A 22,298-nucleotide genomic window follows, 5' to 3' on the forward strand; every position below is an offset into this window, starting at 1 on the left:
CAGCCCCCTACCCCACGCTCTGCTGTTGTGGGGCTTGGGGGTTGACCTCGGTCTCTCTTTCTTCCCGCGGGGCCCCGCCCCCCTCTACCCGGCGGGCCCCCCACCCCAGCAGCAGCGGGACGATGTGCAGCCGCAGATGATCGACCAGGCCGGTCCGCAGCGCCTGCTGGACGATGGACGCACCGCCCATCACGTGGACCCGCCTGTCGCCGGCGGCGGCCGCGGCCGCTTCGATCGCGGCGGCGACCCCGCCGGTCACGAACGTGAACGTGGTGTCGCCCTTGCGCACCGCCTCGTGCGGCCGGTGGGTCACCACGAAGACCGGCATCCGGTAGAAGCCGTCGTCGCCCCAGCCGCCGGTCGCCTCGTACACCGACCGGCTTGTCACGACGGCGCCGGACGCGGCGAACGTCGCCTCGCTCAGCCGCCGCCCCTCGTCGTGCTCAAGCCACGCGTGCAGCCGCTCGCCGCCCTTGCCGAAACCGGGCCATGTGTCCAGGTCGGGACCGGTGACAAAGCCGTCCACCGACATCGAGATGTCCACCTCAACGATTGTCATGTCCAGGTAGACGCACTCCGGCCGGAATGTCACCGATGATTCGGCCGACTTTTTTCGTCGGTACAGGTATGAACGTTGCTGTGGACGCCACGAGGTTCGCGGACCTGACCCGCCGCTACCACCGCGAACTGCAGGTCCATTGTTACCGGATGCTCGGATCGTTCGACGCGGCCGAGGACCACGTGCAGGAGGTGTTCCTGCGAGCGTGGCGGTCCAGGGACACGTTCGAGGAGCGGTCCAGCGCCCGGACCTGGCTGTACCGCATCGCCACGAACGCGTGCCTGGACACCCTGCGGCGCACGACCCCGCCGCCGCAGCCGTACCCGGACCAGCTGCTCGACGAGCGCCCCGGCCCCGATGCGATGGCCGTCGGCCACGAGACGATCTCCCTGGCGTTCCTCGCCGCGATCCAGCTGCTGCCGCCCCGCCAGCGGGCCGTGCTCATCCTGCGCGACGTGCTGTCCTGGCCGGCGAGCGAGGCCGCGACGCTGCTCGACACGACCACGCCGGCGGTCAACAGCGCCCTGCAGCGGGCCCGGGCGACGCTGCGCGAGCGGTGGCCGGGCGGTCGTCTGGAGTGGTCACCCGTCGGCGAACCGGACCCGGCGCAGCGCGAGCTGCTGCAGCGGTACATCGCCGCGCACGAACGGGCCGACCCGCAGGCCCTGGTCGACCTGCTGCGAGAGGACGTCCGGCTGACCATCGAGCCCGGCGTCGGCGAGTGGACCGGCAAGGCCGCGGTCGCCCGGGCGCTGCGCCGGGACATGAACTCCCTCGGCCGGTGGCGGATGCTGCCGACGGCCGCGAACCGCCAGCCGGCGGTCGCCGCCTACGTCCGCGGCGCCGGTGACACCGCGTTCCGCCCCTTCGTGCTGATCGTGCTGCGCCCGGAGGCGGGCCTCCTCGCCGCGATGGACGTGTTCGAAACACCCGGCCTGTTCACCGTGTTCGGCCTCCCGGCGAGCCTGGACCACTAGGGTTTGGGGCGGCCGGGCTGGTACGTAGCCAGATGATTTTGAACGGCGGCCCAGGGGCCGTACGGAACGCTCAGGGTCGCGGGGTGGCGGCGAAGCCGTAGTTCTTAAGGGTGATGGCGTCGGACCTGCCGGCCATTCTCTCGACCAGACCGGCCCATGGCATGTGGGGTAGCAGTCTGATCGACAGGTTGCGCAGCCGGATGACCGACCGCGTCTTGGGCACGAAGCCGTTGACGCCGCCCGGCGGGAGCTTCTGGCTCTGCTGGACGAAGCCGCGCATCTCCCGCTCGTACGCGGCGAAGGCGGCCGGATGGTCCCCGCCCGCCTCGGCCAGCTCTCCGGCCAGCACGTAGGCGCCGACCACCGCCAGCCCGGTGCCGCCGCCGCCCAGCGGCGACGGGCTGTATCCGGCGTCGCCGAGCAGCACGACCCTGTCGCGGGACCAGGTGTCCATGACGACCTGGGTGGCCGCGTCGAAATAGAAGTCGGTGGCCGCCGCCATCTCCCTGAGCATGGCGGGCACCTGCCAGCCCGCTCCGGCGAAGACCTCGGCCACGATCTGCTTCTGCCTCCGCACATCACCGTGGTCGAGCGGCTTCGAGGCGAAGCCGAACAGGACCTTGACCTCCTCGGCCCGCCGGGACGGGCGCAGTGCCGCCACCCTCCTGCCCGGCATGTTGTGGAACAGCTCCCAGTGCTGGATGCCGAAGACGTTGGGCGCGGTGAAGTACGCCAGGTAGCAGCCGAGCTCGCGGCCGAAGCGCGACTCCTCGCCGAAGGCCAGGGACCGGGTCACCGAGTGCGCGCCGTCCGCGCCCACCACCAGGTCGAAGACACGCGACGCGGACCGCTCGAAGGTGACCCGTACGCCGTCGTGGGTCTGGGTCAGCGAGGTGATCGTGTCGTCGAAGACGTACTCCACCTCGTCCCCGGTCGCCCGGTGGAGGATGTCGACCAGGTCGCCGCGGAGTATCTCCACCTCACCGACCAGGCCGTTTCCACCGAGGAAGGAGGCGGGCATGTCGGCCACGCGCCTGCCGGTGGCGTCCACGTAGGACATCCCGCCGGAGTCGACGGCCGCGCGTCGGACCTCGTCAAGGAGCCCCATCCGCCTGACCACGTCGACGGAGACGCCGCGCAGGTCGACCGTGTGGCCCTGGGCGCGCGGAGCCGGGGCTCGCTCGATCACGGTCGGGGTGAAGCCGTGGCGATGTAGCCAGTAGGCCAGGGCGTGCCCCGCGATACCGGCACCGGAGATCAGAATGCTCTTCATAAGCGCTCCCTGCTGGACGATGCGTATACCGTACGCATAGTGCGCTTACCCTGTAAATTATGTCCTAGTGCACCAAAGTTACGGCAGTATGCGACCAGGTCATTGCGGAAATGGTGCACTAGGGCACCGGGAGGGCGGACAGTGGACGGGACAGAGCCTCCGTACCTGCGGATCGTCGCCGAGCTGCGGCGGCGCATCGCGACGGGGCGGCTACGCCCGGGCGACCGGGTGCCCTCGACCCGGCAGATCATCCAGGAGTGGGGCGTGGCGATGGCGACCGCCGGCAAGGTGCTGGCGACCCTGCGCCGGGAGGGGCTCGTGCGGGTCGCACCCGGCGTCGGGACCCTAGTCGCGGACGGCGCCGTCGCGGACACCAGCCCCTCCCGCAGGCCCGTGCCCGAGCTCACCAGGGAACGGATCGTGCGCGCCGCGATCGGGATCGCCGACGTCGAGGGGCAGGCGGCCCTGTCCATGCGCCGGATCGCGACCAGCCTGGAGGTCTCGGCGATGTCGCTCTACCGGCACGTTTCGGGCAAGGAGGAGCTGATCATGCTCATGACCGACACCGTGCTGGCCGAGTGCGCGCTCGATGAGTCACCGACGGGCTGGCGCGCCCGGCTGGAGCTGACCGCCAGGGCGCAGTGGGCCCTCTACCACCGTCACCCCTGGCTGGCGCAGGTCACCTCGTTCACCCGCCCGATGCCCACGCCCAACGCGATGGCCCAGGGCGAGTGGGCGATGCGCGCGGTGGACGGCCTCGGTCTCGACCCGGCCACGATGGTCCACGTGTACGCCACCGTGGCCAACTACGTACGCGGGACCGCGATCAACCTGGAGGCCGAGACCGAGGCCGTACAGCAGACCGGCATGACCGACCAGGAGTGGCTCGATTCGGCGGTGCTCCCGCGCATGGCGGAATTCCCGCTGCTGTCGAGCATCCCGCCCGACTCCCTCGACCTGGACACGCTCTTCGAGTTCGGACTGCGACGCCTGCTGGACGGCCTGGAGGTGTTCATCGAGGCCCCCGGTCCCGGCCTTTCTCGCGGCCAGGACGCCACGTCCCTTCATGGAGATCGTCAAGGGACGTAGATCGGACCCCGGCGAACGTGGGCGGTCACCGCGCCAGGGGGTCCGAAAGTCACGGTCGAAGTGCTCCGAGGAGACGTAGACGACATTCTCGGAGCTCGTGCGAGGTCGATGATCTGAATTCCGGGCTTCAACCTCGGTAGCGGCACGGGACCTTCGCCTATGACTTCAGACGAACAATGCCCCCGCCAGGTGAGCGGGGGCATTGTCATCATGTCCGTGAGACGATCGTCGGCTCAAACACCTCGGCAGGTATAGGAGTTCAGCTTGACCGTCTGATTGGAGGAGAAGGAGAACCACAGATTTCCGTTGACCGTGTTGTTGCTCCTGACATAGCTCACACCATTGACGGTGAGATTCACCGAACAGCGGTAGGGGATGCCGTACTGGTCCCAGTCGATTCCATCGTTCCAGTAGCCGCCCTTGTGCTGGCCCGGGCCGATCGATGAGGTTATCCAGGGGCCGCTGTCACTGTCTTTCCGGCGGATGGGCCACCATGTATTGGTGTAATTATAGATGTCGCCACATGGCGGCACCGTGCACTTCGAAAGTACCTTGGCCTGCCCCGCCGAAGCGGATGTGACCAGCCCCGCCGAAGCGGACACGGTCGGCAGGATCGCGGTGAGCGAGGCCACCATGACCACGATCATGGCGAGACGAGAAGTGAAACGACGTGCGTTCATCGGACTCCTGGACGTCTTCATTGGGCGAGATCGCTGGGAGACATGTGGCGGATCGGTGCTCGTCGGATCCGCCAGGTCCGGCAAGGTGATCAGTTCAGCGATCTGCGAGTTGTTCGGAGGGTGATCACTCCGTCAAATAATCGGTTACAGAACAGGCGTACGGAAACCTGGAAGCTTCCAGGGTTGACGAAGAGCCGTCCAGACACCCAACGACGACGGCACCGATGCGTCCGCGGGCCAGCACAGGGGCTCCGAGCTCATCGAGGCCGAGGGCGGCGGCTTCCTCCACATCCGGGAACTCGAAGTCGACGTCTCCGGCATGGAAGATCACGAACGGGCGATACTCGACCGCTTCCACCGGTGGTCACTGCCCGAGGTTCGGAGCACCGCCGAGCGGGTCATCCCGCTCGGCCTGGCCGGGCTGATGGAACGTCTGCTCGCCGGCGACATCCCACGCGAGCCCGTCAACTTTCCCTGGCACCACCCCGACCGACTCGGCCGGATTACCGTCGCTCCGACGGCCTCGCTCATCGACCGGCAAAAGGCATACGGAAACGCTGCTCCCGCCGGTGGACCCGACCTGCGACAAGGGCCCACACCGACGATCGGATCGGGGTGAGCCCTCGCGTCGCGTCAGTCGCCGTAACCGCCGAGGGGGATGTTGACCTGCTCGTTGCCGTCGGGTGCGTCGTCGTTCGACGGGGGCGGCGCGGGCCGGCAGCTCTGGCCGCAGCCGCCGAACCGTGCCGAGTTGATCGGGGTGAACGACGTCGGCTCGACGTTCCTCAGCGCCGCCAGCATCGTGTCCTTCCAGATCGGGCCAGGGATACTGCCGCCGAAGACCGAGCCGTAGTAGCGTCCGCCGATCGTGACGCCGGTCAGCTTGTACTTCTGCGAGCCGCGCGGGTCGCCGATGCTGACCGCGCCGGCCAGGTCCGGGGTGAACCCGGCGAACCAGGCGGTGGCGTAGCCGTCGGTGGTGCCGGTCTTGCCCGCCGCGTCGCGGCCGATGCCGCCGACCGCCCGCATCGTGCCCTTGGTGAACACCCCGGACAGCACGTCCGCCGCCGCGTCGGCGACCTCGGGGTCGAGCGCCTGACGGCACTTGGGCTGGTATTTGGAAATCTTGCCGTCGCGGTCGGTGATCTGGGTGATCGCCATCGGCGCGCAGTACTTGCCGCGCGCGCCGATCGCGGCGTACGCGTTCGCCACGGTCACCGGGTCCATCTCGTTGATGCCGAGCGTGAACGTCTCGTACTCCTGGAGCGCGAGCCCGTCGGAGCGGTGGATGCCCAGCGACTTGGCGATCTTGACCGTGTCGCAGAGCCCGACGTGCTGCTCCAGGGTCATGAAGAAGGTGTTCACCGAGCTCCAGGTGCCGGTCTGCAGGGTCCGCCAGCCGGGTGAGCCCTCGTCGTTGGTCACCGTGTGGGTCGGGTCACCGATGTTCTCGCCCTTGCAGTTCTTGAACGCCGAATAGCCCGAGGCGAGGTAACCGGCGCCGACGTTGAAGCCGTCGTCGACCTTCATGCCCTTGTTCAGCGCGTTGAGCAGCGTGAACGTCTTGAAGGTCGAGCCGGCCTGGAAGCCGACGCCACCGCCGTGCGCGGCGTCCGCGACAACGTTGTAGGAGATCTCGTTCCTGGCCTTGCTCTGACCGTACGCCCGGCTGGCCGCCATGGCCTTGATCGCCCCGGTGCCCGGCTGGACCAGGGCCTCGGCCGCCACCGGGTTGTCGGTGGGGTTGACCCACTTCCTGATCGCCCGGTCCGCCGCCGCCTGCATGGTCGGGTCGATGGTGGTCCTGATCGTCAGACCGCCTCGGTTGAGGAACGCCAGGCGTTCCTTGGCAGTCTTCCCGAAGTCAGGATTTTTCAGGATCTCGTTGCGGACGTAGACGCAGAAGTACGGATAGTCGCTGGCCTCGCAGCCACCGGGCAGCTTCGTACCCTTGTAGCCGAGCTTGGTGGCCTTCGCCTCAGCCGCCTCGGCCGTGGTGATCTTGCCCAGCTCGGCCATCCGGTTCAGCACCACGTTGCGCCGGTTCAGCAGCCGCTCGCGCTGCTTCGCCCCCAGGTTGGGGTCGGTGGCGTTGGGGTCCTGCACGGCGCCGGCCAGTGTCGCCGCCTGCGGCAGGGTGAGCTCGGCCGCCGTCACGCCGAAGAACCGCTTGGCCGCCGCCTCGACGCCATAGGCACCCGCGCCGAAGTAGGCGATGTTCAGGTACTTCTCCAGGATCTCGTCCTTGGAGTACTTCTGCTCCACCGCCATCGCGTGGCGCAGCTCGTTGAGCTTGCGCGCGTAGCTGGCCTCCAGCGCCTTGTCCTTCTCCGCGTCGGTCTCGGCGGAGTTGAGCAGCACCTGCTTGACGTACTGCTGGGTGATGCTGGAGCCGCCCTGGCTCACCCCGTCCGCCTGGAGGTTCTTGGCGAACGCGCGGAGGGTGCCCTCGATGTCGATCGCACCGTGCTCGTAGAACCGGTAGTCCTCGATCGAGACGATCGCGGTCTTCATGACCTCGGACACCTTGTCGAGCTTGACGACCTCGCGGTACTCCTCGTAGAACCGTGCGATCTCCCTGCCCCTGGCGTCCTGCACGACGGTGACCTCCGCCGGCGGAGGTTCGACGAGCTCCTCGGGGTTGAGGTTCAGCCCGTTGGTCGCCGACACGATGCCGAGCCCCGCACCCCCCACGGCCGGTAGTGCGATCCCCGCGACCAGCACCCCCGCCGCCGTCCCCACGGCGGCAAGACGCATGATCTTCGACACGGCCCCTGACTGACCCTTACCCCGTTCCGACATAAGCGTAGATTCTAGGCTTTAACCCTGTTCTGTGCACATAAAGCGCTTTCTGCCACATAGCGCACAGCGCCAGCCATCCCCAGGGGCGGCCCAGATCATCCGGCGGGAAGAGAGTTCTAGATCATCTGCGAACACACAGCCTAGGGGAACTTCCCGACGCCGCAGGCGAGGTTGGCGGCAGCGCCCCGGGAGCGCCAACCGCCCGGCGGGAGCCTCGGCGATCCCGCCAAGACGCTCAGCTCGTGGCGGAACCGACCGCCAAGCAAAATCCAAGTGACATCCAAGGCGCCGGGAGCAGACTCCTCCACGAGGTCTCCTGGGAGGATAAATCACAAAAAGTCGCCTTTCAGCCCGAATATCACATTCGCCATCCGGCTGGCGAAAAGAAGTCCGGGCACCGCGGCGAGAGCGTGGTGGTCCGCACCGCCTCATCACGCGTTCGCACGACAGGCCGCTTGCCGCGCCCGTTCCCGCCATTCCGGTACGACTTTCCGCGCCCAGAAAACACAGCACAAGAAGGAATGTCATGAGAGTACGCAGAGTCGCCGGTGTGGCGGCCGCCGCCGCCCTGGCCGGTGGGCTTCTCACCACCGCGCTCCCGGCCTCGGCCGTCACCGAACCCGACACGGTCACCATCACGAACAGCAAGCTCCTGGCACCGTGGGAGGGCGCCTCCCTGTGGCTCAAGTGCCCCGACTCCCACCCGTACTTCCTGAAGACTGGGTGGGAGGGTCCCTACGTGAGCTCGGTGTCGCCGCCCGCCGGAATCCGGGGATACAGGCAGCAGGCGACGTTCTTCTTCAACAACTCCGGGACCACGCAGTCCAAAACGGCCTCGATATGGATGAAGTGCACTCCGGTGAAGCCGTTCTAGTTTCGGTGTGGGGCGGCACCGGCGCAGCCACCGTGAGCGGTGACCCGGTGCCCGCTTCGCACTGATCTTGCCTACTTTTCGCTGTCGCGATTGATGAGCCGGTACCAGGCGTTGGCGTCGATCACCGCCGCACCCGCGGGACGAACGCAGTGGGATGGTGACCGGCTCATGTCTCCGGTCACCGAGGGTTTCCAGAGGCCGATGTTGGCCTGCGGGCCAGCGTAGGCGCGCAGCAACGCCGGGACGTTCGCCGCCGGGTCGAGCGTGTAGGAGTAGAACGAGCTCGGCGTGAAGGCGGTTCTCCTGGGCGGATCGGACTCCGGGGCGGCTCATCTGCGGTTTCGTGCGAGGAGCAGGCGCTCCATCCGTGACGGCCTGGGAAACGTTCATGTCCGAGGCCGCTGTCGAAATGCCTCGGGGCCGTGGCCACGGTCGGTGCCGCGCGAAGTCCGGCGTCCTCCGCGTCCGGCATGCCTACGTTCACCCTCGGGTCGCGATGCGCATCCCAACAGTTCGGTGACCGGCTGTGGCAGGACGAATCGGCGCGAGTGGCCGGCCTGGTTTCGAAGACCGGGCATCCACCACGGCAAGCGGGCTGCAAGCGGGCTGCACACAATGGCTGGCATGAAAGCCTCCCCCACCGGACGCCTCAGCATGCCCCTCCGGCTTGCCGCCGGCGTGACCCTTGTGTTCCTGACCGTCACCGGATGCGGTGCCGGCGTTGACACGCTCCAGAGTGATCAGCCCGTTCCGGAACGCGTGACCAGCACAGCGACCGCCGAGACCCCCCAAACCGCCGAGACCACCCAGCCCACGGAGAACAGCGAGCCCACGGAGAGCGGCGAGCCGGCCGAGACCACGAACGAGCCGGACGACCCGGGCCAGGCCCAGGAGGCTGTGCAGCCGGGTGGAACCCTCACCGACGGCAGCACCGTCGCGGCCGAGCTCACCCGCGCCGGGCAGCGGGACAAGTTCACCCTGGACCTGGGCGGCACCAGGGAGTTCTACGTCACCGACATGTCCGGCGACGACATCCAGCTCCAGGTGTTCTCCGAGGTCGACGGTAAGCCGGTCGGCCCGTCCGACATCGCTCTCAGCTGGGGCACGTCGGTCATCAAGTTGACCAAGGCGGGCAAGTACCGGCTGGAGGTCTTCGGGAGCACGAACGTCATCGGCCCGTACAGCCTCAGGGTCGCGACGGTGAAGATCCGCACGTTCCCGGCGACGATCGGCCTGCAGATCGGCGAGGGCAACCCGGACGGCGCGGGACGGCTGGACGTCCCAGGACGCATCGACCGCTTCGAATTCGACGCGGACGGCGCGTCGGCCATCAAGATCCTCGGTGGGGCCGGGGCGTGCACGGCTATCGAGCTGGAGCTCACAGATGCCGCGGAGAAGAACATCGCCGGCCCACGGCAGCCCGTCCCACTCTGCGGATACGAGTTCGACATCCCGCTCTCCAATGGAGACGGCAGGTATGCGCTCGTGGTCAGATCAGGTACGGCGAAGACCGGGGCCTACTCGTTCCAGATCGCGCGGGCGGGTTGAGCGTCGGCCGGGCGTCTGGTCGTGGTCACCAGGTAACCGGAGGATGCCCCGGCCTTCAGGACTCCGTCCCCCAATTCGTTTTCGATCTCCGCGACCTGCGTGTCCGGCACCGGATGACGACGCTGGACGTCGACCGGAGATAATTGAGCAACGGAGTCCTTCAGGCCGGGGAGGATGTCACGTGCCTGTGCCGGTCCCGCGTCAGGACCGGCTCAGGCTCCCGCGATACTCCAGCCCGCCGGCGCCCTCCTGGCCCACGAAGTCCAGCGTCGCCGGGTCCTTCAGAGTGAGGGTCATGTCTCCCCCAATACACTGATTCCGCTGCATGCGGGTCAGATCGAGCACATTCCCGGCCCTGACCCGGGTCAGCATGACCTGCTGCTCGCACGCATCGGCCCGCCACGTCCCGGCCGACTGGTCACTCAGCAGGATGAGCGTGACCGCGACGGTCTTCTCCCGGACGTCCTGCGAGACGACCTGGCCCGTCCACGTCCCGGCGAACGCCTCCGGGACTCCGCCTCCCGGCTGGGCCGAGGGCGACGTCGATGGCGGTGTCGACGGTGGTGGTGTCGACTGCGGCATCGACTGCGGCGGGGAAGCCGGTTGTTTGCCTGCGGCCGTGCGTGATCCGGAGTCCCTGCCGCTACTGGTAACGGCCTCCGGCCTCGCCGCGCCGTCGCCGGAGGAGCCACCGAACGCCCCTGTCGCGTACAGCGTCACCGCCGTCGCGAGCGCCGCTGCGATGCCGGTGACCGCGATCAGCACGGCAGGCCTCCGTCCCCGTCGGGGCACCGGCTCACCACGCCGCGGCTCCGTTTCCTGCACCGCCGTATCGGAACGGCCGAGATGGCGGGTGGGGGCCGGGCCGTACGCGGGTCCGGCCGGACCCTGTGCTCCGGACGAATCGGCTGGAAGCAGCCTGGTCGGCCCGGGACCGGCCGCGACCGGAACCTGATCCGCCCGGCCGCTCCAGTCAGCGGGAAGGTAGGCGGTGGGCACCGGGCCGACGTCGGGGACCGTGACGGTGGGGGCTCCGGTGTCGACCAGGCGGATCATGAGCGCCCGGGCGGAGGGGCGTACCCCGGGGTCCTTGGCCAGACAGACGGCCAGCGTCTCCCGCAGGGGCGATGGAATGTCCGTGAGGTCGGGCTCGGCGTTGAGTATCCGGCTGAAGACCGCGGCAACGGTGTCGCTGCCGAACGGCGCCCGGCCGGTAGCGGCGTAGACCATGGTCGCGGCCCAGGAGAACACGTCGGCCGCGGGTGATCCGTGCACGCCGTTGAGCTGCTCGGGAGCCATGTACGGCGGGGTGCCGGACATGGCCGAGGGCATCGTGCTCGCGTCGAGCAACTGGGCGATGCCGAAGTCGACCACCCGCGGGCCGTCCGGGCCGAGCAGCACGTTGGCCGGTTTGAAATCCCGATGGATGACTCCCGCACTGTGGATGGCGGCGAGCGCGGTAGCCGTGGCGACCGCCAGGCGATCGAGGTCGCCGCCACGAAGGGGACCCTCGTCACGCACTCGATCCTGCAGTGCGGGACCCGCGATGAACTCGCTCACGACGTAGGGGTCTGGCCGGTCGGTCTCCGCCTTCAACACCCGGGCTGTGCAGAAGGGGGCCACCCGCAGTGCCGACTGCAACTCCCTGGCCAACCGGCGGCGCGAGTCGGGATCCGCGCCGCTGCGAAGTACTTTGATCGCCACCCGCTCGCCGGACCGGTTCCACCCTTCGTAGACGATCCCCTGCCCGCCCTCGCCCAGACGTCCGACGATCTCGAACTCCCCCAGCACGCGCGGGTCTCCCGGCTCCAGCGGGCCAGCGGGCATCGGCTCCTCCATGCACGGTCGTCTCCACACATTAGCGATGCGAGACCCGCCCCACCATGGTCCTTTATCAGGGCGATGACCAAGGAGCCGGCATGGCGGGGGAATCGGGCTACTGGAGCTTCGCCGAGGCAGCCGCGGGACATGGGAGCCACCAGGTTGGCATATGTATACGACAGAGACCCTCCCGAACAGACCGGAAGGGCCTCTTACTTTGAGCCGCCTTGGGGAATCGAGCCCCAGCCACCTGCATTACGAGTGAACGACACGTCCCGGCTCGGCGGGCTCATGCCCTGGTCGGGCGATAGGTACGGGGCCGTGACGTGTGATCGCGCAAAACGGCGTTGCTGTAGTGCGCCACGAGGCGCTGGGTGACCGAGTGGAGTTGGGAATCCTGAACCGGGAGGCTCCGCACTCTGGCGTTATGCCTGCCTGACCGGGCTCCGGGTGACTTATCGAAGGGTGACGCGGTCACCCTTCGGCGCGTGAACCGGCGAGTGGTTGGCGATGTACGACGCCAGCGCTCCCGTGTCGTCCGGTCCGCCGTGGTACACGTTGGTGCTCCCCTGCCAGGCCGGGAAACCCTCCTGGCCGCCCATCAGGTTGTAGTTGGCCGCGATCTTGATCACCTGGGTGTCGGACACCGGAGCACCGTTCAGCGTGAGTTCGGTGACCGCTGTGCCGGTCAACGTATAGCGAAGCGAGGCTGACGGGGTCAGTACCCCGACCGTCGGGCTCGCGTACCCCAGCAGCTTCTTGAGCTGCGCGCCGGTCATCGCGTGTACGTCGACGGCGAACCCGGCGGGCTGAACGGCCCACAGCTCCTCGGCAGTGACCGGACCCGCCTTCAGGCCCGCCTGGGGCGCGCGGATCGCATGCCTGCTGACGAGGGCGACCTGTGCGCCGGAGACGGCCTGGACCGCTTCCAGTTGGGCGTCGGCGACCAGTTCGGCCAGCGGGCCGCCCATGGTGGTCCGCGAGATGTCCTCGGCGGCGACGCCGACCGTCGTGCCGGCACTCAGCGGGCCGCACTTGAAGTAGTAGATGATGTTGGACTTGAGTCCGTCCGGCTGATTGATCTCGATTCGGATCGAGGTCTTGCCCGACTCCCAGTCCCACTCGACCGTCTCCAGCACGGTGGTGAAGACGGCGCCGTGGTCGGCCGGCACGTTGACGGTCTTCCACTCCTGGGTGCCGACGAGACGGTACCGAACCGTCTGCGCGCCAGCGGGAAGCCCTTCGAAGTAGCCGTGAATCTTGAAGGTCACCGGGCACTTCACCGCGGTGGTCCGCTCGAAGGCGATGCTGGCCTTCCGCACCAGGTTCGGGGCAGGTTCTTCGTCGTCCTGCCGGGTAGGAGGCGGCGTAGCCGGGTCGTTCGGCTTGTCGGCCTCCTGGGCGGCGGTGGCCACGCTGTCCCACACGTCGCCGGTACCCTGCCCGTCAGCGGTACAGGTGACGGAGAACGGGATCTTCTTGGAGGTCTTCTTCACCGGGCCGGCCAGGCGAACCGCGCCCCAGCCACGGGCGTCGCCGGTGGCCTTGATCGACGTGGACAGCCGAACGGTCTTGAGGCCCTTGCCGCCGACCTTGTAGACCTTGGCTCTGCTCTTGTCCCCGTCACTGAAGGTCCACGCGTACTTCAGCGCCACCGGCGCCTTGACCTTCACCGTGATGGACAGCGTCACGGTCGTCGGGCAGGCACCGGTATGGGCCCTGGGTGAAGCGGAAGCCGTACCGAAAACAACCGGATTCGGGGCAGCCTGCGCCCCCGAGGAAAAGGCGCCGGATGCCAGGGCGATAACAGCCACCAACACCCCGATTCGGCGCCCAGACCTACCTGATAATCTCACAGTGTTCCCCTCTTGCGACCTGCGACGACGAATCGCGACAGATCTAGATATACAAGGAATAACGGATTAGCCCGTTCCCTTGGAGGAACAGATGCTAGCCGGACCGGCCGACAATTCCACGAGGACCGAAAGGTGGAAGGTTCGAGCGCTTCGAACGGCACTCGCAAATCTCAGTGACCATGAACGTCTACACGCAGGTCCCGCCCCCGGAGACCCGCAAGGCGCTCGACCGGCTGCACAGCAGCTTCGAGAGCCACTGACCTCGCCACTGCTGAAGACCAGAGAAGCCTTCCAAGATCATTTCGGAAGGTGGCTGAAGTGGTTCAGACACACATTCCGTGAAACCGGCAGGGCTGGACGACCGACGGGACTGTCAACGCGGATCAGGGCGGTTCGCCCGCAGGATGGGCAGAGCCCTCCATGAAATATGCGCCAAAACCTGAAAAATGACAGTGGGTGGACGGGCCGCGCGGTAGCGATACTCCTTTTTGTGCCAACGTGGTCTTTGCCGGGTGTGGCTAGGGGGCGCGGATCTCGTAATGGAGGTTGTCGACGCAGGCTGATCCGCACTCTCGCGCGTGGATGGTTAGCGATAGCTGCCGGGATGTGTCTGCGGACATGCTGGGCGACCGGTGGCCCGATGGCCCGTCGCCGGGCGGGCTGAACGAGCCATGAGCGTGTGCTGAACTGTTCGGCATGGAATATCCCCGACTCCTTGACTGCCTCGCGGCCGACTTCGGCCGCCTGCGGGCCGTCGTGCCGACCGACCCAACCGCGGTGGTGCCGAGCTGTCCCGGCTGGACCGTCGCCGACCTGACCCGTCACATCGGCGAGGTGTACCTGCATAAGATTCTGGCCATGCGCGGGGACGCCGAACCGGACCCGTGGCCGCCGAAGGAGCTCGCGGACGAGGAGCCGATCGCGCTGCTCGACCGTGCGTACGCCGGGCTGCTCGACGAGTTCGGCGCCCGTAAGCCGGGGGATCCGGCCGGCTCCTGGTACACCCCGGATCAGACCGTCGGCTTCTGGATCCGACGGATGGCGCAGGAGACGGTCATCCACCGCATCGACGCCGAGCTCGGCACCGGGCAGCCGGTCACGCCGGTCCCGGCAGACCTCGCCGTCGACGGCATCGACGAGCTGCTCAAGGTCTTCGTGGCATACAGCGTCGCCGAGTGGGGCGACTACTTCACCGACATCCTGGCCGGCTCGCCGGGCCGGACGTACACGGTGCGGACCGACGGCGCGGCGTGGCGGGTGCGGACCGGCCCGGGGCTGTTCGCCGTCGAAGACGGCGCTGACGACGACGCGGCCGACGTGACCGTGAGCGGCCCGCCGACGGCCGTGCTCCGCTGGATGTGGAACCGGGAGAGTGCCGGCGAGCCGAGCGGCGTGACGGTCGAGGGCACCCCTGAGGCGGTCGAGGAGCTGCGGCGCTGCATCGTCATGGCGACGCAGTGAGGCCGGTCGGTCGGCACGGCGTGCTGAGCGATCGGGCCGCCTGCCCCTTACCCAACTCGGCGGTCCGATCCGCACCGGGCTCAGGCGGATGACCGCCCAGGCCTCCTGACGCCTTCGTGGTTCACACCAGCCTGATCACTCCGTGACACCTTTTCTGGCACACATTTCGTGGAGGGCTCTGCCCGTCCTGCGGGCGAACCGCCCTGATCCGCGTCGACAGCCCCGTCGATCGTCCAGCCCTGCCGGTTTCCCGGAATATGTGCCAGAACCTGTTTTCATCCGTCGTTGACACTGGCTCGTCTTCGCCGATGAGTCCGGCCGGAACCTGAAACCGCCCAAGCCGCAAGGGGCAGCCCCCGGCGTCGCGGGTGTCTTATCGCGGCCATGGGCGGACGGCCTCTCTGCTCCTGTTCGGGTTGTGCATAGCAGCGTTCCTGGATCGTCAGCGGATTCAGGATGCCGGGAAGAGGTGGAAGCACTCCGGCCTCGTGTTCACCACGAAGAACGGGACCCCGGTCGAGCCGCGCAACTTCTACCGGTCCTTCGAGCGCTACTGCGAGAAGGCCGAACTTCCCCGTATCCGCGTCCACGACACCCGGCACACCTGCGCCTCGCTCCTGGCCGCGCTCGACGTTCACCCCCGGGTCGCGATACGCACCCTCCGGCACTCGCAAAGCTCGGTGACCATGAACGTCTACACGCAGGTCCCCTCACCGGAGACCCGTAAGGCGCTCGACCGACTCGGCCAAAGCCTCGACGGCCAATCACCGTCCAAGCAGGACAGAAAAGGACTCTTCCGGATGACCTGAGAGGAACTCTTGAGCATTAGCCGGATCCAACGCTTGATCAGCGGTTAAACCAAGCTCTCGCGGAGGGGAGAAGCAGTAGAACGACCACTATGACCGGCAGAACCACGTTGATATTCAGCAAGCTACGCATGCTGAGATCGGAATCCAAAGCAAGCACGGAGACGAAGCCAAGCGCCATGAGGGTTTCGAGCGCGAGCACGGCGATTCGGTCTCGCCTTTCACGATAGATCCACTTACTTGCCAACCAACCGGTCAGGACTGCGATAACGACGCAGAAGCCAACGGACAACAGCACAAGCCCGGAGTTCACGTCGTCAGCTGAGTTCACGAAGACAAAGACGAGCAGCGCACCACCCGCCAGCGCTTGCACTGCCTGGAGCGACACAATGAACTCGGCGACCTTCATCACGCGCGGCATGTGTTGGGTCTTGCCTGTCTCAACCACGGGAACCTCTTGAGGGGTAGGAGATCACCGGCAATCCCCCTAAGTGTATGGCCTAGATCACATCCGCCAAAGGGCCGGCCTCGCCGCCGCGGCTAGGCGAAGCACAGTTCGCCCGACTGCAGGCCGCACTGCTGCAGGGGCCGACCGCGCACGGCTGGGACGACCAGTAGCAGCACACCCCATCCCACAGACACTCACGCTTAACCTGTAGAAACAGGATCACACGAAGGTCAACTCATACACCACTCCGCTGGACGTGACCTAGGACTATCAGAGAAGTTGCGGCTTGGCATGGTCTGTCTGCCGCTTCCTCCATTCGATGCGTACGGCGCGGACGATCAGGTAAGTCAGTAGCAGTACACCTATGACGAAGGCGCTCACGCGGATAGCGGGGGTCTTAAGTTCTCCTGACGCCCCTTTGAACACGACGAATACCCCCAGATAGAGCAGGTAGCCTCGTCCGCCGAACCATAGGTGGACACGGGGAATGCCGCTGAGGACCATCAAGCTGAGAAGTGCGTAAGCAAGGATCAGGAAGAACGGCGCGGGCTCCATTAGTGGCCCAAACACGAGGTAGGCCGCTCCACCTACGGAGCCGATCAGCGACATTACGATCGCGACCACCTGTTGCGGCTTGGACAGCGCGTTGAACCACGACGAAGGCCGATCCGGGGAATTCACGAGATCAATCTTGCACGGGACGACAATCCACCGCCAGATGTGGCCCGGGTACACCCACCACCGACATGGCCATGTAGACGGTCCCGCCCTGGGCTCAGTCACGCGGTTAGACACGCAGAAGGCCCCCACGATCTTCGTGGGGGCCTTCTGACCTGAAGCCGCCTTGGGGGAATCGAACCCCAGACCCCTTCATTACGAGTCAGAACACGATCGTCCAGAACCGTCCACCGCCGTCTTCTGGGCCTGGTCAAGCGGGTGTTACGGAGTCCCTTAGTCCATGGTCGTCCAGGACCGTCCAGACCTGTGGTCAGCACCCGCGTTAGCAAGATCATGCCGATGGTGGCCGGTTACGTCTGAGGCTGAGAGTCCCGTACCCGGTCGCGTACCACCGCGGCGCCCAGCCAACGGTCATGAAGAACCCGGCCTTCGGGATCGAGGAACATCCACAGCCCGCCCGCGAGGAGACACAACAGCCCGACGTCGGGAACGAAAGCGAGGAGAGGAAAGACCAGCGTGCGGAGCACGGTCCTGCCCGCGCCCAGCCGTCCACCCGTCCGCACGGCGATGACCCGAACACCCAGCAACCGCTTGCCCAGCGTCCGCCCCCACAGAGCGTGCTGTACCCCGAAGTAAAGGAACAGCCCGGACAAGATGACCAGCTCCTCGAGGTCCGTACCGACCTGAAACAGGTCGACCTGCACCAAAAGCCCGAACCCCATCCGGAACCCGGAGCCGAGGCCGATCAAGGGCCAGACCGGTCCCACGACGACACCCAGGACGGCAACAGCGATCAGATAGTCGACCAGGGCCGCCGCCAGCCGCCGCCACACCATCCCGGCCCGTAACGCAGTCGGCTCGTCCTCGGTGACAGGCCGCATCTCGCGCGACGCGGCGAACACCAGCGCCGCGGCCGCCAGGAGACACAGCTGGGTGATCCCCCACCCGCTGGCGCTGAAAAGCGGGATCGTCTCGCCGTAGATTCCCCACCCGCTGTACAACCAGGCGAGAAGTTCGATGCCCGCGATCAGGACGAGAAGCCCCGCCACCCTCCGGCCCGTCACCCCGGGATCCCTGCGGCCGAGACACGCAAGGAGGCCGAGCAGGACCACGAGAGCCGGAACCGCCCAGTCCTCCGTGATCGTCATGACCGTTTCGAGATCACGGCCCAGCGGGGCAAACGGCGACAGCGTCGTTCCGCTGTTGTACAGGCCCACGACCCCGTAGATCGGGTCGGCCCCCGCATGGGTCCGGGTGAACTCCTCAGCAGCGAGGCGCTCGCGCCACAACTCCCAGGTCGGCAAGGCGGCGACGACCGCAGCCGCCACCCATACCGACAGCGCTGACCGCGATAATCGGGAGAACTGCGGCACAATGATCCTTTCGGCCTGAGAGCGACACCTTACGACGCCCCGGCACGCAACACAGACACGACGGCCGGGTCGGACACCGCACCGCACCGGGGAAGGATCCGAGCCGGTTTCCCACCGAGCTACAGCACCGCCACCGAACCGGACGGCATCCTGCGCGCCCCCTGCAAGACCCGCCGCGCCTCCCGCTGCCCGTCCTGCGCCGAGACCTACCGGGCCGACACCTACCAACTCATCCGCGCGGGCCTCATCGGCGGCAAGGGCGTCCCGGCCTCGGTCACCGCGCACCCCTGCCTGTTCGTCACCCTCACCGCTCCCTCCTTCGGAACCGTCCACACCCGGCGAGAGAAGAACGGCACCGTCCTGCCGTGTCACGCTCGACGAGACGCGGCCACCTGCCCGCACGGACGCGTCATGTCCTGCACCGCTCGGCACGGAGCCGACGAGAGTCGCCTTGGTGAACCGCTCTGCCCGGACTGTTATAACTACGCGGGCTCGGTGCTGTTCAACGCGATGTCCCCGGAGTTGTGGCGGCGCTTCACCGAAGCTCTCCGCCGACGCGTCGCCAAGAACGCCGGGCTGACCCAGCGGGAGCTACGGGAACAGGCTGTGCTCTCCTTCGCCAAGGTCGCCGAGTACCAGCGGCGCGGGGTCGTCCACTTTCACGCGGTCGTCCGCGTCGACGGTCCCGAGGGGCCGGCTACCCCTCCACCGGCCTGGGCGACCGCCGACCTACTGACCGACGCCGTACAGCACGCCGCCTCCGCCGTCGCGGTCACCGTCCCTGCGGTACCCGGCGAACCCGCGCGGGCCTTCCAGTGGGGCGCTCAACTCGACATCCGCGAGATCACCATGACCGGTGACCTCACCGAGCAGGCCGTAGCCGCCTACATCGCCAAGTACGCCACCAAAGCCGCCGAATGCGTCGGCACCCTGGACCGGCGCATCAACCCCCTCGACGACCTGACCGCCCTGCCAATTCGGGACCACGCCCGGCGGCTCATCGCCGAGTGCCTGCGCCTGGGCGCCTTCGACGAACTGACCGAGTTCCGGCTCATCAAATGGGCTCACATGCTGGGCTTCCGCGGCCACTTCTCCACCAAGAGCCGCCGCTACTCCACCACCCTCGGCGACATCCGCGCCGCTCGCACCGAGTACATGCACGGGGAAGCCATCACCACCGGCCGCCTGCCGCTCTTCGACGAGGACACCGTGCTCGTCGTCTCGCACTGGGAGTACGCCGGACAGGGTCACTCGGTCGGCGACGCCCTTTTGGTAAGCGCCCTTACCGGAAACCGTCTGTCCACCTTGCCCGGGGGTGGCTCATGACACGGCTCCTTCTCACCGTTCCCGAAGCCGCAGCTGCCCTGGCGGTCTCCCGGAGCAAGCTCTACCAGCTCATCGCCTCCGGCGCGGTCGCCTCGATCCGGATCGACGGCTCCCGGCGGGTCCCGGTCTCGGCTCTGCAGGACTACATCACTGACCTGACCTCGGCGGAGCGTGCGGCATGACCAAGCCCCTCGCCGGCACCTCTGACAAGCCGAACAAGAAAAGCGCGCCCAAGCTCCGAGACGGCGTCATGAAGCGCGGAACCACCTGGTCCTACGTGATCCGCGTCAAGGATTCGGAGACAGGCGAGAGCAAGCCCAAGTGGGTGGGCGGTTTCGCCACTGAGGAAGCCGCCAAGGCTGCTCGTGACGAGGCACGTGTGAACGCTCGACGCGGCGAGTACGTCGACCGGAACGAGATCACCGTGAGCGAGTTCCTCGATGACTGGATCGAAGATCACGCCATGGAAATCAAGCCGGGAACGCTTGAGGACTACCGGATCACTATCCGCCTCTACATCAAGCCCTTCATCGGGAAGGCGAAGCTTCAAGCGGTCCGGCCTGCCACGATTACGAAGCTCTACCGGGACCTGCTGTCCAGGGGCGGACGCGGTGGAAAGCCACTGGCGGTGTCCACCGTCGTTCACACTCACGCGATCCTGCGCCGAGCCTTCCGTGACGCTGTCGAGGTTCACGAGTATCTCAGCAGTTCACCCGTCGACAAGGCCAAGCGTCCCCGCGGGGACTGGCGTGAACCAGGCCTGATTTGGACCCCCGCCCAGCTCCGGACGTTCCTCATGCTGGCCCGGTCGCATCGGCTCTACGCCTTCTTCCACCTGGCCGCATATACGGGCGCGCGACGGGGCGAGTTGCTGAACCTCCGGTGGCCTGACGTCGACCTGGAGGGACGGCAGATCACCATCAAGGGATCAACGGGCGTTGTCGACGGTGAGCACATCGCAGGCACCACGAAGAGTGGCCGGACTCGCGTGGTCACCCTCGACGAGGGAACGGTGAACGTCCTCCGGGCACACTGGGAAGCACAGGAAGCCGAAAAGCTCCAGGTCGGTGACGTCTGGAAGGGTGAGGAGAACGGCCACGTCTTCACAACCGCCTGGGGCGGCCCCATCTACCCGACCACCGTGACGGCGCTACCGGGCAAGCTCATCAAGGCGTACAACGAGCCAGAGGACAGGAGCCAGATTCCGGCCGAACCTCTGCCCTACGCCCGTCTCCACGACCTCCGGCATATCCATGCGACCACGCTCCTGTTGGCTAGCGTCCCGGTCCACGTGGTGGCTGCCCGACTTGGACACTCCGATCCGGCGATCACCCTCCGTGTCTACGCCCACGTGATCCGCTCCGCGGAAACCGCCGCCGCTGACGTCTTCGCTCATAGCCTCCAGCTCAACGAAGGAACTTAATACATACCTGCGCCTCGTAAACCTTGTCCTTAAGTAGAGGGCTCCTAATTTTTGTTGCTTCAGACCCTTGCCGCGGCATGCCGCGGCAAGGGTCTGGTGTATGCTGATCTAAGACAGCCTCAACTGGCAGCCCTCGACACCATCGCCACAGGAGAGATCAGGTGCACCCCATCGCTTCTCATGAGCGCCCTAGCTGGCGCAGCAGGAAGCTGGGTACGAGAGTTCGGGTTGCCCTATGGCTTCTAGATGAGGTTGGCGAGGGGAAGACCTTCACAACTGATCAGCTACACCAGGCGTTCCCCGAAGATGAGCACGTTAGTCGGCGGCTACGAGACCTTCGCAGGTCAGGATGGGTAATCCAAACTTCCAGAAACTCCTCGGAGCTGGGCGGCTCAGAGATGCTCTTCGCGAAAGCAGGCGAACCCGTCTGGGAGCCAGATCCCGCCGTCTACACGAGGCGCGCCCCAGCCCGCCGGATCCGGGACGAAGTTCTTGCACGCGACGGTTACAGCTGCACCAACTGCGGACTCTCAGTCGTCGAGGGATTCATTGAGGCACCTGTTACAGCCGTACTTGAGCTTGCCTACCTGAGGCCCCTCACTGCTGGCGGCAGTAACTCTCCCGAGAACTTGATCACGCTCTGTGCCAATTGCCACCTGGTTTTTGACCGGGAACGGGACAAGCTGTTCGACACGGAAGACGTATGGAACCTGGTGAGCGTGCTCTCCTCGCAGGATCGGGCCCGCCTGCTCGCCTGGATAGCCATGGATCAAAAGCCACCTACCCCCGCAGAAAAGGCTTGGGCGCTGTACCGGCGCCTTCGTCCCGATCAGCGAACTGCCATAGCGCGCCGCCTAGGGCAGGCCGTAATCGATCAAACGGAGTCCGACACGCCTACTTAATCATCCACCTCAGACTCCGTCGGCCCCTGCTCACCTCTCACAGCAACACAGGGGCCGACGGTTGCGACCCATCCTCAAAGAACAGGTGCACTACCTATGATGACCGATCCACGCTCCGAACCCCCACCCAGGTTCAAAGCTCCCCGCCCCCTGCTGATCATCGTCCTCGTTCTGGTTCTCGCCTTCCAGGCCAAATACACCCCGGAGCAGGTTGGGGAGATCCTCACCACCGTTGTGGCTTCGCTTGTAGCCCTAGCAGCAGCGTGTGTCCTGAACCACCCGCTCACTGAATGAGATGAGTGAGGTGGAGCCTCGCCTCCAGGTACGCCTGGCGAGGCTCCACCCCTCAAGCAGGACCCATCATGACGTAAAGCGCGCAGACAGTACCGCGCCCGCCTCAAT

21 protein-coding genes are annotated in these 22,298 nt (G+C 66.7%); 10 read left to right on the forward strand and 11 right to left on the reverse strand.

Annotation, left to right across the window (positions count from 1 at the left end):
- Positions 1-7: 7 nt before the first annotated feature.
- Entirely contained in the window at positions 8-559 is a 552-nt protein-coding gene (locus ABT130_RS04560; RefSeq protein WP_350952823.1) for a dihydrofolate reductase family protein, read from the reverse strand.
- A 68-nt stretch (positions 560-627) separates the two neighbouring features.
- Between ABT130_RS04560 and ABT130_RS04565 the strand changes: the two genes are divergently transcribed.
- Positions 628-1,536: a sigma-70 family RNA polymerase sigma factor gene (locus ABT130_RS04565; RefSeq protein WP_350952825.1), complete on the forward strand. Its 909-nt coding sequence runs from the start codon at positions 628-630 to the stop codon at positions 1,534-1,536.
- A 70-nt stretch (positions 1,537-1,606) separates the two neighbouring features.
- Here the strand turns inward: ABT130_RS04565 and ABT130_RS04570 are convergent, their stop codons facing one another.
- Entirely contained in the window at positions 1,607-2,809 is a 1,203-nt protein-coding gene (locus tag ABT130_RS04570; protein ID WP_350952827.1) for an FAD-dependent monooxygenase, read from the reverse strand.
- A 141-nt stretch (positions 2,810-2,950) separates the two neighbouring features.
- On the opposite strand from ABT130_RS04570, the gene ABT130_RS04575 reads away from it, so the two are divergent.
- Complete coding sequence (locus tag ABT130_RS04575; RefSeq protein WP_350952829.1) at positions 2,951-3,898, forward strand: TetR/AcrR family transcriptional regulator C-terminal domain-containing protein; 948 nt, start codon at positions 2,951-2,953, stop codon at positions 3,896-3,898.
- Positions 3,899-4,131: 233 nt separating this feature from the next.
- On the opposite strand, the gene ABT130_RS04580 is transcribed toward ABT130_RS04575, so the two are convergent.
- The 3 genes from ABT130_RS04580 to ABT130_RS04590 all read right to left on the reverse strand — a co-directional run bounded on the left by ABT130_RS04580 (position 4,132) and on the right by ABT130_RS04590 (position 7,380).
- Complete coding sequence (locus tag ABT130_RS04580; RefSeq protein WP_350925467.1) at positions 4,132-4,578, reverse strand: hypothetical protein; 447 nt, start codon at positions 4,576-4,578, stop codon at positions 4,132-4,134.
- Positions 4,579-4,702: 124 nt separating this feature from the next.
- Positions 4,703-4,936 (reverse strand): hypothetical protein, encoded by a 234-nt coding sequence (locus ABT130_RS04585; protein ID WP_350952831.1) that lies wholly within the window; start codon positions 4,934-4,936, stop codon positions 4,703-4,705.
- A 275-nt stretch (positions 4,937-5,211) separates the two neighbouring features.
- Positions 5,212-7,380 (reverse strand): transglycosylase domain-containing protein, encoded by a 2,169-nt coding sequence (locus ABT130_RS04590; protein WP_350952833.1) that lies wholly within the window; start codon positions 7,378-7,380, stop codon positions 5,212-5,214.
- Positions 7,381-7,906: 526 nt separating this feature from the next.
- Between ABT130_RS04590 and ABT130_RS04595 the strand changes: the two genes are divergently transcribed.
- Positions 7,907-8,254 (forward strand): hypothetical protein, encoded by a 348-nt coding sequence (locus ABT130_RS04595; RefSeq protein ID WP_350925461.1) that lies wholly within the window; start codon positions 7,907-7,909, stop codon positions 8,252-8,254.
- Between the two features lie 71 nt (positions 8,255-8,325).
- Here ABT130_RS04595 and ABT130_RS04600 read toward each other — a convergent pair whose 3' ends face one another.
- Positions 8,326-8,490: a hypothetical protein gene (locus ABT130_RS04600; protein WP_350952835.1), complete on the reverse strand. Its 165-nt coding sequence runs from the start codon at positions 8,488-8,490 to the stop codon at positions 8,326-8,328.
- A gap of 388 nt (positions 8,491-8,878) precedes the next feature.
- On the opposite strand from ABT130_RS04600, the gene ABT130_RS04605 reads away from it, so the two are divergent.
- On the forward strand, positions 8,879-9,802 hold the full coding sequence (locus ABT130_RS04605) for a hypothetical protein (RefSeq protein ID WP_350952837.1): 924 nt from the start codon (positions 8,879-8,881) through the stop codon (positions 9,800-9,802).
- Between the two features lie 201 nt (positions 9,803-10,003).
- Here ABT130_RS04605 and ABT130_RS04610 read toward each other — a convergent pair whose 3' ends face one another.
- Complete coding sequence (locus tag ABT130_RS04610; protein WP_350952839.1) at positions 10,004-11,629, reverse strand: serine/threonine protein kinase; 1,626 nt, start codon at positions 11,627-11,629, stop codon at positions 10,004-10,006.
- Between the two features lie 449 nt (positions 11,630-12,078).
- Positions 12,079-13,314, reverse strand: coding sequence for a 5'-nucleotidase C-terminal domain-containing protein (locus tag ABT130_RS04615; protein WP_350952841.1), 1,236 nt, complete (start codon positions 13,312-13,314; stop codon positions 12,079-12,081).
- A gap of 861 nt (positions 13,315-14,175) precedes the next feature.
- Between ABT130_RS04615 and ABT130_RS04620 the strand changes: the two genes are divergently transcribed.
- Positions 14,176-14,940, forward strand: a complete 765-nt coding sequence (locus ABT130_RS04620) for a maleylpyruvate isomerase family mycothiol-dependent enzyme (protein ID WP_350952843.1) — start codon at positions 14,176-14,178, stop codon at positions 14,938-14,940.
- A 368-nt stretch (positions 14,941-15,308) separates the two neighbouring features.
- A complete protein-coding gene (locus ABT130_RS04625; RefSeq protein WP_350952845.1) occupies positions 15,309-15,749 on the forward strand; it encodes a tyrosine-type recombinase/integrase in 441 nt (146 codons plus the stop codon).
- 37 nt (positions 15,750-15,786) lie between these two features.
- On the opposite strand, the gene ABT130_RS04630 is transcribed toward ABT130_RS04625, so the two are convergent.
- The 3 genes from ABT130_RS04630 to ABT130_RS04640 form a co-directional block, all read right to left on the reverse strand.
- On the reverse strand, positions 15,787-16,194 hold the full coding sequence (locus ABT130_RS04630; protein WP_350952847.1) for a hypothetical protein: 408 nt from the start codon (positions 16,192-16,194) through the stop codon (positions 15,787-15,789).
- A 270-nt stretch (positions 16,195-16,464) separates the two neighbouring features.
- Positions 16,465-16,875: a hypothetical protein gene (locus ABT130_RS04635; RefSeq protein WP_350952849.1), complete on the reverse strand. Its 411-nt coding sequence runs from the start codon at positions 16,873-16,875 to the stop codon at positions 16,465-16,467.
- Positions 16,876-17,222: 347 nt separating this feature from the next.
- Positions 17,223-18,245, reverse strand: coding sequence for an RDD family protein (locus ABT130_RS04640; RefSeq protein ID WP_350952851.1), 1,023 nt, complete (start codon positions 18,243-18,245; stop codon positions 17,223-17,225).
- A 96-nt stretch (positions 18,246-18,341) separates the two neighbouring features.
- On the opposite strand from ABT130_RS04640, the gene ABT130_RS04645 reads away from it, so the two are divergent.
- The 4 genes from ABT130_RS04645 (at position 18,342) to ABT130_RS04660 (ending at position 21,896) form a co-directional block, all read left to right on the forward strand.
- Positions 18,342-19,571 carry a replication initiator gene (locus tag ABT130_RS04645; protein ID WP_350953024.1) on the forward strand — a complete coding sequence of 410 codons (1,230 nt, stop codon included), beginning with the start codon at positions 18,342-18,344 and terminating at the stop codon, positions 19,569-19,571.
- The gene (locus ABT130_RS04650) at positions 19,568-19,753 is read left to right on the forward strand and encodes a helix-turn-helix domain-containing protein (protein WP_350952853.1); all 186 of its coding nucleotides are present in this window, start codon (positions 19,568-19,570) and stop codon (positions 19,751-19,753) included. The genes ABT130_RS04645 and ABT130_RS04650 overlap by 4 nt, the downstream gene beginning before the upstream one ends.
- The gene (locus ABT130_RS04655; RefSeq protein ID WP_350952854.1) at positions 19,750-20,994 is read left to right on the forward strand and encodes a site-specific integrase; all 1,245 of its coding nucleotides are present in this window, start codon (positions 19,750-19,752) and stop codon (positions 20,992-20,994) included. The genes ABT130_RS04650 and ABT130_RS04655 overlap by 4 nt, the downstream gene beginning before the upstream one ends.
- Before the next feature lie 161 nt (positions 20,995-21,155).
- Positions 21,156-21,896, forward strand: coding sequence for an HNH endonuclease (locus ABT130_RS04660; protein ID WP_502992072.1), 741 nt, complete (start codon positions 21,156-21,158; stop codon positions 21,894-21,896).
- Positions 21,897-22,298 lie beyond the last annotated feature (402 nt).

It is taken from the genome of Streptosporangium sp. NPDC001681 (assembly GCF_040298085.1).
Taxonomy (GTDB): domain Bacteria; phylum Actinomycetota; class Actinomycetes; order Streptosporangiales; family Streptosporangiaceae; genus Streptosporangium.